Annotated in this window: 15 protein-coding genes; 7 read left to right on the plus strand and 8 right to left on the minus strand. The window is 35.7% G+C overall.

Annotated elements, in window-relative coordinates; translation table 11 throughout:
• Nucleotides 1–17: 17 nt before the first annotated feature.
• The 3 genes from DFQ12_RS04410 to DFQ12_RS04420 form a co-directional block, all read right to left on the minus strand.
• On the minus strand, nt 18–500 hold the full coding sequence (locus tag DFQ12_RS04410) for an RNA polymerase sigma factor (protein ID WP_120257792.1): 483 nt from the start codon (nt 498–500) through the stop codon (nt 18–20).
• Nucleotides 501–792: 292 nt separating this feature from the next.
• Nucleotides 793–1,464 carry a hypothetical protein gene (locus DFQ12_RS04415; protein ID WP_147420327.1) on the minus strand — a complete coding sequence of 224 codons (672 nt, stop codon included), beginning with the start codon at nt 1,462–1,464 and terminating at the stop codon, nt 793–795.
• Nucleotides 1,465–1,895: 431 nt separating this feature from the next.
• The gene (locus tag DFQ12_RS04420) at nt 1,896–2,861 is read right to left on the minus strand and encodes a helix-turn-helix transcriptional regulator (protein WP_120257794.1); all 966 of its coding nucleotides are present in this window, start codon (nt 2,859–2,861) and stop codon (nt 1,896–1,898) included.
• 52 nt (nt 2,862–2,913) lie between these two features.
• On the opposite strand from DFQ12_RS04420, the gene DFQ12_RS04425 reads away from it, so the two are divergent.
• Nucleotides 2,914–4,086 (plus strand): FAD-dependent oxidoreductase, encoded by a 1,173-nt coding sequence (locus DFQ12_RS04425; RefSeq protein ID WP_425275570.1) that lies wholly within the window; start codon nt 2,914–2,916, stop codon nt 4,084–4,086.
• A 63-nt stretch (nt 4,087–4,149) separates the two neighbouring features.
• On the opposite strand, the gene DFQ12_RS04430 is transcribed toward DFQ12_RS04425, so the two are convergent.
• The gene (locus DFQ12_RS04430; RefSeq protein ID WP_120257795.1) at nt 4,150–4,689 is read right to left on the minus strand and encodes a hypothetical protein; all 540 of its coding nucleotides are present in this window, start codon (nt 4,687–4,689) and stop codon (nt 4,150–4,152) included.
• A 330-nt stretch (nt 4,690–5,019) separates the two neighbouring features.
• Here DFQ12_RS04430 and DFQ12_RS04435 point away from each other — a divergent pair, with 330 nt between their 5' ends.
• The 3 genes from DFQ12_RS04435 (at nt 5,020) to DFQ12_RS04445 (ending at nt 6,592) form a co-directional block, all read left to right on the plus strand.
• Entirely contained in the window at nt 5,020–5,592 is a 573-nt protein-coding gene (locus DFQ12_RS04435; RefSeq protein WP_120257796.1) for an isochorismatase family protein, read from the plus strand.
• A 243-nt stretch (nt 5,593–5,835) separates the two neighbouring features.
• Nucleotides 5,836–6,372: a DUF2975 domain-containing protein gene (locus DFQ12_RS04440; RefSeq protein WP_120257797.1), complete on the plus strand. Its 537-nt coding sequence runs from the start codon at nt 5,836–5,838 to the stop codon at nt 6,370–6,372.
• A 1-nt stretch (nt 6,373) separates the two neighbouring features.
• Nucleotides 6,374–6,592: a helix-turn-helix domain-containing protein gene (locus tag DFQ12_RS04445; RefSeq protein WP_120257798.1), complete on the plus strand. Its 219-nt coding sequence runs from the start codon at nt 6,374–6,376 to the stop codon at nt 6,590–6,592.
• Between the two features lie 61 nt (nt 6,593–6,653).
• On the opposite strand, the gene DFQ12_RS04450 is transcribed toward DFQ12_RS04445, so the two are convergent.
• From DFQ12_RS04450 to DFQ12_RS28625, 4 genes are all read right to left on the minus strand, one after another.
• The gene (locus DFQ12_RS04450; RefSeq protein WP_120257799.1) at nt 6,654–7,739 is read right to left on the minus strand and encodes an Imm5 family immunity protein; all 1,086 of its coding nucleotides are present in this window, start codon (nt 7,737–7,739) and stop codon (nt 6,654–6,656) included.
• Between the two features lie 242 nt (nt 7,740–7,981).
• Nucleotides 7,982–9,526 (minus strand): serine hydrolase, encoded by a 1,545-nt coding sequence (locus DFQ12_RS04455; protein ID WP_120257800.1) that lies wholly within the window; start codon nt 9,524–9,526, stop codon nt 7,982–7,984.
• A gap of 175 nt (nt 9,527–9,701) precedes the next feature.
• A complete protein-coding gene (locus DFQ12_RS04460; RefSeq protein WP_147420328.1) occupies nt 9,702–10,151 on the minus strand; it encodes a hypothetical protein in 450 nt (149 codons plus the stop codon).
• A gap of 300 nt (nt 10,152–10,451) precedes the next feature.
• Nucleotides 10,452–11,087, minus strand: a complete 636-nt coding sequence (locus tag DFQ12_RS28625; protein ID WP_120257802.1) for a Pr6Pr family membrane protein — start codon at nt 11,085–11,087, stop codon at nt 10,452–10,454.
• Between the two features lie 400 nt (nt 11,088–11,487).
• On the opposite strand from DFQ12_RS28625, the gene DFQ12_RS04470 reads away from it, so the two are divergent.
• Genes DFQ12_RS04470 through DFQ12_RS04480 form a run of 3 tightly spaced genes read left to right on the plus strand, consistent with a single transcriptional unit; the run spans nt 11,488 to nt 12,919 of the window.
• The gene (locus DFQ12_RS04470) at nt 11,488–11,970 is read left to right on the plus strand and encodes an RNA polymerase sigma factor (RefSeq protein ID WP_244211674.1); all 483 of its coding nucleotides are present in this window, start codon (nt 11,488–11,490) and stop codon (nt 11,968–11,970) included.
• On the plus strand, nt 11,951–12,223 hold the full coding sequence (locus DFQ12_RS04475; RefSeq protein ID WP_120257804.1) for a hypothetical protein: 273 nt from the start codon (nt 11,951–11,953) through the stop codon (nt 12,221–12,223). Before DFQ12_RS04470 ends, DFQ12_RS04475 begins: the two co-directional genes overlap by 20 nt.
• 12 nt (nt 12,224–12,235) lie before the next feature.
• Complete coding sequence (locus DFQ12_RS04480) at nt 12,236–12,919, plus strand: ATP-dependent Clp protease proteolytic subunit (protein ID WP_120257805.1); 684 nt, start codon at nt 12,236–12,238, stop codon at nt 12,917–12,919.
• Nucleotides 12,920–13,745: the final 826 nt, after the last annotated feature.

Consider the following 13,745-nt stretch of genomic DNA (forward strand, 5'->3'; position numbering starts at 1 on the left):
CCCCTATTAGAAAAAAATTAAAAATTAGCCCGAAGAAAAGTCATGGCTTTGTTGATCTGCTTAGCAACGGCTGTTTTGGATATTTTGAATTTATGAGCAATCTCACTGTAACTTAACTCATCCACAACACTATCAAGTACCATTATTTTTCGACGTTCTGGTAGAGCTGACAATAATAAATTCAGTTTGTCTACTTTAATCTGATAGGCAGATTCGTCAAACTTCTCTTCGATTTCTGTCAACTCGTAAGCGCTATCAAGGGAAGTAAATTGAACCTTTTGTTTTCTATAAAAATTGGCAATTTCCTGTTTGGAGGTTTTAAAAATTATTGCTTCTGGATTGGATACTACGTATAGCTTATGAACATAACGCCACAGGTGAATAAAAACTTCCTGTACTACATCTGCAGCATCATCTTGGGATTCAATATAGTATTGAACGAATAAAAATACTTTCTTATGGTATCTATTAAATAGGTCTTTGAAGTACTCCTTCTTCATAACGATTTTTATTCAAATCAGACAAACGATGTCTAAAAGCTAACTCATAATTGGATAAGGTCTTTTACCTTTTACAGATAAATCTACAAAATTAGTAAGAACCCTACAATCCAAATTGAATATTAAGTTGTTCCAATAAGTTCACCAGACAAAAATACAAAGCCTATCACCATTATATGAGCAAAGTAGCAGATTTCATAATTTCTTAACACGAACTTATATTTAGAACACAATATCCACCATAAAAATGAACAAGAAATATCTGTCACATTCGTATAGTGATATTTAGAGTTTATTCCTGGTGGAAGCTGGCTCTGGACTTATGTTTTTTTGTCAAGTATCCGGTCAAATAGGTCCGAATATCTTTTGGAAGACCACTCAGCATAACTTTTAAGCTTTGGACAGGTTTACAGTCCTTTCCTTCTCCACAATAATAGTCTAGATGGAAGATATAGTCCTTGTTTCCATAAATGACAATATAGGATACTTTCATATCATAGCTCTCATATCCCCCACAGTAATAAAAAGGAATGATAGCCGCCTTTCGCCCACCAAGGTTCTGAATATGTATTTCTTCCTTTACGAAGTAGATTAACGACATTTGAGAATAAGGATATGTGTAGACCACGGATGTAGAACCTTTTTTGTTTTTCACACGCGCTTCGATCTGGGTGAGTACTCCATCAAATCTAGACGAATCAGCATTGCAGGGATTCGTAACTTTTACGTGCAATGTGTTTTTTCCATATGCATCTTGATAGACGCGTTTCGTCACGATGGTATCAAAGACCTGCAGTTCCGAACCACCTCGAACGGTATCTTGCAGATACCTCTTCGAGGTTGCGAAACACTTAGTAGTAAAGAGAAGCAACACCATAAATATGGTACAGCTAGAAATTGTGACAATATACCCTCGAGAAATCGCTACAACGGGTATATTATGTATATTTATCGGTTTTGCCATGTGCATAGGTTCATAAAAAATGGTATCATTTCGTCTGTATAATCGAGCAAAATCTGTTCCAACATAGGGTCATTTTGCTGTCTTTGAGTTCTTGCTTGTACACGGTCAATATTTCGATTATTACAATCAGTATCGGACGCATTTCTGATTTTGCTTTTCAATATCTACATCCATTTTTTTATATTATATCCTTTGAAATTGACAATTCACTAATTAAATATACATTTCAGATCTGAATATACTTATGTCATTTATTATTCGTGTTTAATGGATTTATATTCGCTTAAAAATTCTTTCGTTCTGTGATCCTCCGCTCAAAAATGGTCTCTCAAAACTGTATATTGGCTGCAACTTCTTATACCTTACTGAAATTAGACTATCCCATTACACTTACCACAATATCACCATAATTTCATGTTTACACTGCAGGATCAGACATTAATCATCGTATATTGTTTTGGGTTGATACCGAAATGCTCCTTGAATACTTTTGAGAAATGGCTGAGGTTGGTAAAACCGAGTTTATAACCAACCTCTGAAACGGAATACTTTTTTTCTTCCAGGAGAAGAGCGGCTCTTTTTATTCTGAACTTCTGATAATAACTAAATATACTATCGCCGAAAATCTGCCTAAATAGTCGCTTTAGTTTAGTAGGGCTCATGGCCGCTTCAAGTGCGAGCTCTCCAATAATAGGAGGCGTTTCGAGATCGTCAAGGATTTGGTCTTTTATTCTATACAGGATTGTGATATCGTGGTCGCTCAAAGCATACATACGTTTCTCATCCCGCTTTTCCAGTTCCATCAATAGCCTGCAGATCATTTCCTCCGCTTTGATTCTTCGAAAGAATAGTTCGAACGTTTCGTCAACAGTTTCCGATACAATCTCATCGACCACTTTCTGCAAAGAAGGCGAAATGATCTGTTCAAAAAGATAAGGTTGTGTATTCTCGAGGAGGCTTTCTAAAACCGGAGACTGCGCTGATATACTAAATAATTTACTCAGATAGCTGGCCTCTATTTCGATATTAATAGTTGACGTATTAGAATGGATGGAAATTATCTCATCTGTATTAATACGACTGGTTGCAATCAAAACGGTAGGTATTTCTTTGGGATTTGTTCCTATAGATAATGATCCAAGTCTGGGAAAAATGTTTTGGAACTTAAAAAATATAACCTTTTTTGCATCATCACGCTCTAGATTATCAATCACAACATCCTCATTCAACTCGTAGTTACTGATCAACATCCTCATGTGTGCATTAAAAACAAACCCAATGCAGTATCCGTTTCCATATTCGTTGGGGATCTCTAATTTTCTTCTTTTAATTTCAGTTCCAAGGAAATAAGCCAGCTTTTGAAGAACAAGGGGAATTGTCTGATCATCTTTTTTCATAAAAGTCTTTTATAGCTATTTTTGAGTCTAATGTAATTATTTTATTCCTAAAATGACAGCCAATTTTGTATTGATCTTAAACAATACAAAAATTATGGTATTCAAAAATAAAAAAATAGCGATCATTGGTGCTGGGCCTGCCGGTCTTACATTGGCTAGATTATTACAACAAAATGGTGCAGATGTCGCCGTTTATGAAAGAGATAAAGATCCCCAAGCTAGAATTCAAGGGGGTACGCTTGATCTGCATAAAGGCTCAGGTCAAGAAGCATTGAAAAAGGCAGGACTGCTGGAGAATTATTATTCTTTGGCATTACCTATGGGAATTGTTATGGCTGATGAAAAAGGGGCTTCACTTTTCACAAAACATTCTACTCCTGAAAATCAATACGACAATCCTGAAATCAACAGAAATGTTTTTCGGAAAATGCTATTAGAGAGTTTGACTGTTAATACTGTCGTTTGGGATAGCAAATGTACAAGACTTGAAGCTACAAACGGACAATGGCTACTACATTTTGAAACAGGCTTACAGGCAACAGCGGATCTTGTAATCGGGGCCAATGGTGGGATGTCAACAGTGAGATCATATCTTACTGACGCACAAGTTGAAGATACTGGAACCATAATCATCCAGGGAGATATTTCTGATCCCGAACATTATGTCCCGAAATTTTATCAACGCTGTGATGGGCATAGGCTAATGGTTGCCCATAAAGGAAACTTACTAGTGGTCAATCCAAACAATAATGGATTGTTGAGCTATGGTATCATTTTCAAAAAGCCCGCGGGATGGAACAATCATAAGGAAGAAGAATTTCAGAATCCAAACTTCGTACATACTTTCCTTTTGGATAGACTTTATGACTGGGATAACCAATTTAAAGAACTGTTTCTTTCAACATTATCTTTTAGTTATCTTCCGACAAGAAAATTCTCCTTGGACACTCCTTGGAAGAATGATCGTCCTCTCCCACTAACACTTATTGGTGATGCAGCACATTTAATGCCTCCATTTGCAGGAAAGGGTGTCAATACGGGGTTGTTAGATGCATTGATTTTATCGGAAAAACTCAGTGATCAATCTTTCACATCACTTGAGGCCGCCCTTAAGGCCTATGAAACAGAAATGTTCGTCTACGCGCGGGAAGCACAACTAGCCTCAAGCAGAAACGAAATTGAAATGCGCCAGCCTAACTTTTCTTTTAAACAGTTAATTCAATAAGAATACTATCACCTGTGTTACCGCCATATTTAACTACTTTTGGTTTCGTTCCTGTCATTAAAATTATTGACCTAAAATGGGTTCTTGGCAATCACCAGCTATATATTTATTATTTTTCTCGTCTTTGAGATAGTCAACTTTGTTTGTTTTAGGTTTATACACCAACTTGAATGTTCTTTTTTCAAACCTATCTTCTTTTTCAGGTGTAAAAATCAAAACATCCTTTTCTGTCTTATATGATCCATTGATAAATTGCATATTCTTTTCTTCTAGCAGAACATACCCTTTCTGTTCTGCTTCTTTCTTTTTTATCGGATCATAATTATAAGAGCTAATTACCATTCGGGCATTATCTCCCGCCCAGCCATACTCCAATAAATTGCTGCTTACGTACAGTAACGAATCTTTCCTTTCTTCGACCTTATAAATAAAACATCTCTTTGTCTGTTCCATAAAAATATCTTCTATTCTTTTCGCCTCTGGCATGGGATATTCCTTCTTTTTTATTGGTGGCGGAATAGTATTCTTATTCGGTTTTTTCTGCTGGCCAAAAACAAAAAAATGAGAAAAGGTTATTAATGCTATCAGGAATATTTTCTTCATTTGCTCTAATTTTTAAAAATTGACTATTGTTATTCGTTAACCAAAAACTAAAATTTTCAATGTATCATCATTTCAAAATAACGTTTCAATAATTAAATATAAATTATTATGTCCAAAAGCACTTGCTTCATTTAATATTCGCTTTTAGGGGATTTATATTCGCTTTATAAATAAAACTTTGGTTTGAATATAGTCTTATAACATATATGTCTGCTGTTCCATTTCATGATCAGATTACCGGTAAACAGATATATTTTGATTAATATCTAAGATTCTTAGTTATATGATTGAAGTTGTAATTTTATGAAACTTTAAATATTCTATTTTCAAATGAAAGAAGAAAATATTAGTCAAACTGAGGCTTTGGTTGTAATTGATGTTCAAAACGCTTTTGTTTCGGGTTCCTCGGCAGTACCTGATCATGCTAGATTAATTTCTGCTGTCGATCTATTACTTGATAAAGCAAGAATTGCAAAATGTCCCGTAATCTTTCTTCAAAATGATGGTCCTCCGGATACGATAGACGCACCTTTTACCTGGGGCTGGAATTTGTTTTTCTCTCCGCTACTGGAAGAATATGTAATTAGGAAACAAACAGATAATGGATTTGAAGGGACATCCCTCTATGCCACTCTGACTAAACTTGAAATCAGAAAAATAATAATATGTGGCCTGCTTTCTGAAATGTGCCTCGCTGCGACCGCTAAAGCAGCCCTGGAATATGGTTTTGATGTTTTGCTCCCACATGATGCACACGCAACTTATGATGTCCCAGCGGGCCCCGGCTCCGAAGGTGTCCCAGCGGCAATGGCAGCCAGAGCAGCAGAATGGTCCCTTGGCGATGAGATTCAAATATGTGCATCAGCGTATGACGTCGTTTTTGTTTCAAATTCTTCAGAATGACGCATTACTAATCTAATTACAAAATTCAAACACGTATAATTTGTACGATTAAATAAGAAACCGGAGAAAAATATCATTCTATTTTTATTACGGGTGATTTTCTTGTGTAATCTATTTTGGGAAGGTCAGCATTGAAATCGGCAGATACCTTCAAGTCATTACAAATGATTGATAAATAATATTTTTTTTATGATTATCACTAAATATTTATTATTATTGTATTGAATTTTAAACTTATAAACCATGAAAGGAATAGACAATATCGTATTCAAAGGATTATATATAATCGTTTGGATCATATTTATTGGATTATCGATTGAAGCTGGAGCCATTATCGTTAACTTCATTTTCAGTATCTTCAAGCCAGAATTTGTAGGAAGACTTTACCAAAAACTTGATTTATCCGAGATGTACAATCAGAGCAGAATGTCTTTTTATACAATTTATTTTTTTATTATTGCCCTTGCGGTACTAAAAGCACATTTATTTTATCTACTGATCGAAATGATGCACAAGTTGGATTTAAATAAACCATTTAGCAATTTAGTTTCCAAACAGATTACACGAATCAGTTATTTTACATTTTCAATTGGTTTGTTGAGCTGTATTGCTCAAGAAACTGTCGGTAGAATAATTCGAAAAGGCTATGAAATCGGACACTTAACACAATTCTGGACAGACAGTCAAGCTTTTATTTTAATGGCGGCTGTGATTTATGTGATATCTGTGATTTTCAGAAGAGGAATAGAACTACAAAACGAAAACGATTTAACAGTATAAGATGCCAATAATTGTGAACTTGGATGTTATGATGGCCAAGAGAAAAATGTCATTGAATGAACTATCAGAGAAAGTTGATCTCTCACTTTCAAATCTTTCAATTTTAAAAACTGGAAAAGCCAAAGCGATAAGGTTTAGTACATTGGAAGTTATCTGTAAAGCATTGGAATGTCAACCAGGCGATATCTTGGAATTTTTGGAAGATGAAAAAGCGCTTTAGATTCCAGGATATCGTCCTGTTCAATTCCTGTCTATTCATAAGCAAATCAACAATTTGTTTGTCATAAGTATTCCAGATGATTTTGGGTGACAATAGCTTGCCACCATTTTGGGGTAAAACTCTTAGTTCTTGGATAGTTGGTAAATTCCGTTATAAACGGTTCTAAAGATGGCTGTTTGTCTGCATAAATCTTTGGATTGTCAAAATTATACACAATGCGATGCTCTCCATTTGGATATATCAGCAAATTATAAGAAAACCAGGTACCTTCCTCTGGGCTTTGTTGGTATATATACTTCTTTACCGCACTCAATAATTTAACAGTTGACTCCTCTCCATCATATAAATAATATGTTAATTCTAATCTTTCTCCACGATCATTGGCGTCAAAATAGTATCCTTTCATACCTACACCACCAATATCTTGCCCCTCTATTTCCACCCGATTCCAATATGCCTCCCCAATAGAATTTTCCAAATCCTTCAAAATCAATTCCACAACACGATCAATTTTATTCTTGATAAAACTATCAACATAAACTTTTGATCTGTCCATTTGGATGGATACTTGTTCCTCATATTCTATTTTATCACCCACAGAAAGATTCGGAGAATTTGAGATTGTAACCACAGTATCCAAAAAGAAATTCCAAAATTCTACTCTTTTCTCTTTACTTCCCTCATGGGAGAAAGGATTTCCACCAGCGAACGCATTTGCCGCACAAAAATCTGTTGACCAACTCTCCGGATCATAAGAATTATCATCTTCATAGTCGTCAATATCGAATAGGCTTGCAGCATCAGTATAGATGCTCGCACAAAGAGCCAAACAGGCTAACCCAACATCCGAAAAGGGTTTTAAATTAACTGCCTCTAAATAGTTTTTGTTTTTGTCATAAAGCATTTTAAAATCAAAGTTTTCCTTTCCATATAAATGGCGTTCCGCTTTGTTCAAGATATTGGACAATAGACTGTCATTTATTTCTAAAGTCGAATAGACAAATTTACAGCAGGCTAGGAAAACCTTATTAATCTTTATCGGATCACGCAGGTTTTCAGCGATATGAACCCTATTCATCAAGGGCAAATGTCCGAGGTCATTTTTAAGCAATTCTATCTTAGCATCTTTGATTATATCTATTAGCATTCTCTAACTTTTATGAAGAGGTTTGTATTTCCATTTTTATTAATTTTAGTCACCAATCTACTATTATACTCCATCATTTTATTCGTGATCGAAAACTAAATTCCACTTAAATCTACCCTATTTCTTGTTAAGGTAGTCCTATCAATTAATATTCGATAGCGTTCATCTATAATTCGCTTTATTATAAACACAATGATTCATGGGGTATTTGATCATAGTTAGTGTATTTATTTGCATCAACTTTACTTCATTGCGCCAACAGGCGTTGCCTTACGATCAAACATAATCGGTTTTTCACTACCATCAAGTAAAATTCCTATACCTTGAATCTGACCATCCACATCGCTAAAAAAGTTAAATAGGAGATTGCTTGGTTCCGTGTCTGCAACCCCATTTTTATCTACTGACCTTGGATCAAAAACATCATAATGCCTATGTTTGAGAATAATGTTTTCATAACCAAGCACAGTGTATAAGTTATTATCTTTAAGATGTATTTTAATAATTCCATAGGCGGGATTCTCGAAGGAGCCAGTATAATCTTTCAGCTTATGAGAAGGTGTTGTTGATGGGACAGGAATCTTTTCTTCTTCTTTTTTAACTAAACGTGAAGCTTTAATTTCAGCCTTTTTTTCACCATTCCAATCAATCGGTTCTAATTGAAGTAGCCTATCCGCAATAGAATTCCTTACGACAGAGGGGACCTTAGAAACATTTTGATTAGTCAATACCACTATTCCCAGAGAATCAGTTGGAAAAAATGCAACATTTGCGGAGAAACCATTTATATTACCCCCATGTTCTACTTGATAATGCCCTCTGTAGGAACCAATCATCCAGCCTAAACCATAATTGGAGAGGAAAATGTCTTTGTGTTTGTCTGGTAATGCTGCGTCCATAACCATTTGAGAACTTGCAGCCTCACTAATATAATCTACTGGCAGTATAACTTTCCCATTGAAACGCCCCCCATTGAGCCAAATCTTTAGCCAGTTGGCCATGTCATTAACGCTACTGTTTATACTTCCAGCTGGCCCCATTCCATTAATATTGTAATAATCAATCTGTTTAATCACATTATCTTTAGAGACAGTATAGGGTAAAGAAGCATTACTATCTCTTTGAAATGTCTGAATATCCGTATTGGAACGCGTCATCTCTAAAGGATTGAAAAATCTTTCCTGTATATTTTTCTCCCAAGTTTTACCACTTAATCGTTCAACAATCATTCCTTGTGCCAGGTACATAAAGTTATTATAATACCATTTCATCCGTACAGGTGAACTAGGTTTCATATACTTAACACGTGTTATCAGACTATCTTTGTTTTCGCTATTAAATAGAAACCAGGATAAATCATACCTAGACAAACCCGTCCTATGCGCCATGAGGTCCCGAAGAATAATCTGGTTATCCATCTCATCGCTATAGAACTTCAACTTAGGAAGTAGCGTTACAGCCTTGTCCTCAAATGTCAGTTTACCATCCTGCCTCAACAAACCTAACAATGAAGCTGTAAAAGCTTTGGAGCTGGAACCTATGGCAAAAAGCGTATTGGGTGTGACAGGTTTCTTATTGACGATATCACGGTAGCCGAATCCTTTACTATAAATAACCTTATTCCCTTTCACCACCGCGACTGCAAAACCTGCTACATGGTGATCGCTTAAAACCCGTTCTAGTACCGAATCAATAGCTGCAAAGTGATCATTTTTATTTTTTTGTACTTGGCTAAATAACGAAAGAGAAATCAATGAGCAAAAAATACAGGTTAATAGGGTTTTCATATCGAATTGATTTTTATACTAATCTACTCATTCGCCATCATTCACACAAATATGGTATCTATTCGCAAAACCCAATTATAAATTTATCATCTGATCTACTCTCTTTTATAAATTTCGATGGCATGAATTAATAATAGCTAAGCTTCACCAATATTATCAAAGCTGGATTAACGTCCTATTCCTTCACCTTTATGTATTTGTAGTTAGACGTATTATCCGTACCCGCCAGGAAAACAAATATCCAGCCCCACCTATTCTGCAGCCTATCCACACGCAACTGGCTATCTTGATCCAACCAGAGTTGAAATTGGTTATTCTGGATCATTCCATATATTAGCGGGATAGGTATGATGGTGCGCTTATGCTGAGATACGAAATAATTGCCTTTTAACTTTCCTTTTAGCACAATGCTTTTCTTTTCGAGACCTCTATCCAACCAAGTCGCTTTGATTTGGCTCCTTCCGATTGCCTTGAGTCTTATTTTCGCGTTCTTGAAATCCAACATATCAATCTCATTTTTCAGGATAAGCTGATTCCATAGAGACGAAAATTCGCTCCCCTTATGATCACTTGTTAGATTCTCATAAGTTCCATCGAAGGACTGTAATTCAGAAATTTCATGCATGCTATCTTGTCTTGTCTGCTTCAACGAAGCACATCCACATAGACTTAAAATAATACACAGAAGCACTAATCGTATCGTCACCTTTCTTATGGGCTTTCTTTTGTCAGCTATCACCATTGCACGGTTTATATAACTTTAAATATAACCATCTTTAAGCATATATTATATGTCCAGATAGATCTTACAGACTTGACTCGATCTATAGATACTACATAAAATTTTTATAGGCTAGCCCCTTCCTGATGCAAATAAAAATGCATTCGTAGTATATTTCGATTGGATTTTGTCCGTGTGCATTTACTACCTTTTTTTGGCTATTCGTCTATTTATTCGGATTAAGAGCAATCCTATTAGCAGAAAGACCACAGTTATAACCACGCTATTTGTTAGCACGCGATTCATGCCTAGCTCAGAAACATCTACAAAAGGATAAGGGTAAAATCCAGAAAGTGCTCCATGCCACAAAGTATAGAGCAAATAGACAAAGGGGTACAATAACCAGCTAAATATAGATCTCCAGTGTATAATACGCTGATCAATCATACTCCACCAATAGATTAGAACCAAAATGGGAATAAGTGAGTGGAGCATTTCATCCACAATCCTAGCTATTCCAGCAGGCTGCCACAGGAAACGAAGTATCAGGTTATAGATAAGTCCAACAATCAGAATATACAATGTCACTGCTGTGATTATTGTAGGTTTCGCAAAAAAGAGTCCTATTTTATTCTTCGGAAACAGTACGATACTAGTACAACAAATCGCAACCATGAGATTCGTCAAGATTGTAAAATAACTAAAGAACCTAACGACTAATTCGCTAATCGCAATAGAGGAATTGCTGCAACTAATTAAAAACTGAGCACCAATAGCGGTCCAGCTTAATATTGCGATGAAAGCAGCAAGGCTTCTTTGAGACAAAATCATATTCTTCATTTACTACCTAAAAATAGGCAATTTATCAACTAAATTCCAAGGGTCTTCATAAGTAAATCCAAACGTTGCATCTAACAACTCCCTCCCTTGAGGTTAGTTTTATTTCCTATTAATGAATTTATATTCGTGCAAAAAATCGTTAGCTTTATCAATGTACTGCATCTTCTGAATCAACAGTCAGTCTGCATGCGTTGTCATAAAAGGTGGGAAATATCAGGAAGGTAGCAAAATCTAAAAGATCAAGCTACATGTTGACTGTAATAGTCCGAAAAGAAAGATAATTTTTTTTCAAAATAAAAGGTGATACTTTGACCACAATTGGTACATTGTTATAAAAGGTAATTATACTATGCATAGTATTAGTAATTCAAATCGAACCGTGAGGCGACAGACGCTTATAATGGATCTGTATAAAAGTGCATTTCCAGCAGTCGCCAAATATGTCAGTCGTATGGGGGGAAACTTTGATGAAGCCAAGGATGTATTTCAAGACGCCTTGGTGGTATATTATGAAAAGACTACGCTGACTCCAACGGTATTGACGAATGATATTGGGTATCTAGTCGGTACAGCCAAAAATCTCTGGTTGAAACGTTATTATCAAACGAGCCAGAACCTACCCTTAGATCATATTGAAATCCCATTAGCGAACGATGAGTCTCCTTCAAGTAAACGACTGCTTCGCTTCCTGGAGACTGCAGGACGCAAATGTATGGATTTATTAAAAAGCTTTTACTATGACCAGATGTCACTTCAAGAGATCGCAGATGAATTCGGGTATTCAGGAACCCGGAGTGCTACTGTTCAAAAATACAAATGCTTAGAGAAAGTGAGAGAAACTGTTAAAGAAAAATCCTTGGTTTATGACGACTTCATGGAATGAAACCCAACAGATAGAAACTCATCTCCTAGGCACAAACCATCCTAGTGACATATTGCTTTTCGAAGCCCATTTGTTGCTGGACGAGGAATTGGCGGAGAAAGTAATCATGCAACAAAAAGCTTACGAAGCCATACAACGATATGGTCGCAAGCAGTTAAAAAGTGAAATTGAAGCAATACATCAAACACTGTTTACACAACCCAAATACATACGTTTTAGCCAAAAAGTAATGCGGCTATTTAGAAAACCATAAATCTCCAAAATCATGAATATTGACAAAAATGAGTTCCGCAAATTTGCGGCCGGGCACTGCTATGTCCCAAAAGAAAGGGTAGATAATTACATTGCACATATCGAAAGCTCCAGTATCCCCCATGCAATGACACCTTATATTACTGAGGAACGCGAGTTGCGAGTATCACAGATGGATGTTTTCTCCAGGTTAATGATCGACCGTATTATATTTATGGGAGCTCCTGTCGAATCCAATATTGCTAATATCGTACAAGCCCAACTATTGTTCCTTCAGTCCGTTGACCCCAAAAAGGATATTCACATGTATATTAACTCTCCTGGTGGTGAAGTTTATGCTGGACTTGGCATCTACGATACCATGCAATTAATTAGTCCAGATGTTGCTACAATCTGTACCGGCATGGCCCTTTCTTTTGGTGCAATATTACTTTGTGGTGGTGCTAAGGGCAAACGAAGCTCCCTGACGCATGCACGTGTCATGTTGCACCAACCGTTAGGAGGTGTGCAAGGACAGGCATCAGACATTGAAATTACTGCCAATCAAGTTTTAAAAATAAAAAAAGAACTTTATGATATTATAGCCAAGCATAGCGGCCAAAGCTACCAGAAAGTTCACGATGTTAGTGACAGAGATCATTGGATGGTCGCAGCTGAAGCAAAAGAATTTGGAATAATAGACGAAGTTTTGACCTAATAAGCTCTAAGTCACTGACAGTATACAATCGTTATTGGCAATTTCCAGTCAATAACGATTATTATATTATCTAGCGAAGGTATATAATTAGCTTTTCCACATCTATATCCAAATCAACTATCTATTACTTTTCTAAGCTTCTTTCTGAACATTAGAAATTCAACAACAGTACATAGTAAATAGATTATTGAAAAGTACAACAGTATTTTTAATGGAATCAGTGTTACATTATATTGGTAAATATCAGCCAAAACAGTGACAGCCAGAAAAACAACACACAAGAACGGAATTCCTGAAAATGTCAATAAGGACAAAAAATAACTGCTCCTAATTTTTTCAATTTGATTTAGAAAAAACAACAAGGTACTAACGCAAATAGCAACAACATATAGCATTGAAAACCCAAGACTTAGAAACAAATCCATAATACTAAGGAAACTATCAAAAAGAGTTGTACCGGCAGGCTCTAATCCACTAATAACAATTCTATAAAGGATAAATAATATAACACATAGTAGAAGATTGAACAGCGAAAACCTAAATATAATTTTTTTCATATATTTCCAAGTATACATTCAAAATATGAACCTCCGTTAAGTAGTTTCAATTATTTCTATGACTTTTTTCAAAGTATTGATCACAGATTAACGTTAAATTCAATTTAAAACTACGTTATTTTTCGCCACAACGAACCACAATCTTATATTCGATGTAGAGCGTTTAAGATTCGTTCTTATGATATAACTATTCGTCCCATCCCGTCTTCAGACTCTTCCATACAATCAGTATATGGTGCACACTGTAATTCAATAGAAGCATCCACAAA

The organism is Sphingobacterium detergens (assembly GCF_003610355.1).
GTDB lineage: Bacteria > Bacteroidota > Bacteroidia > Sphingobacteriales > Sphingobacteriaceae > Sphingobacterium > Sphingobacterium detergens.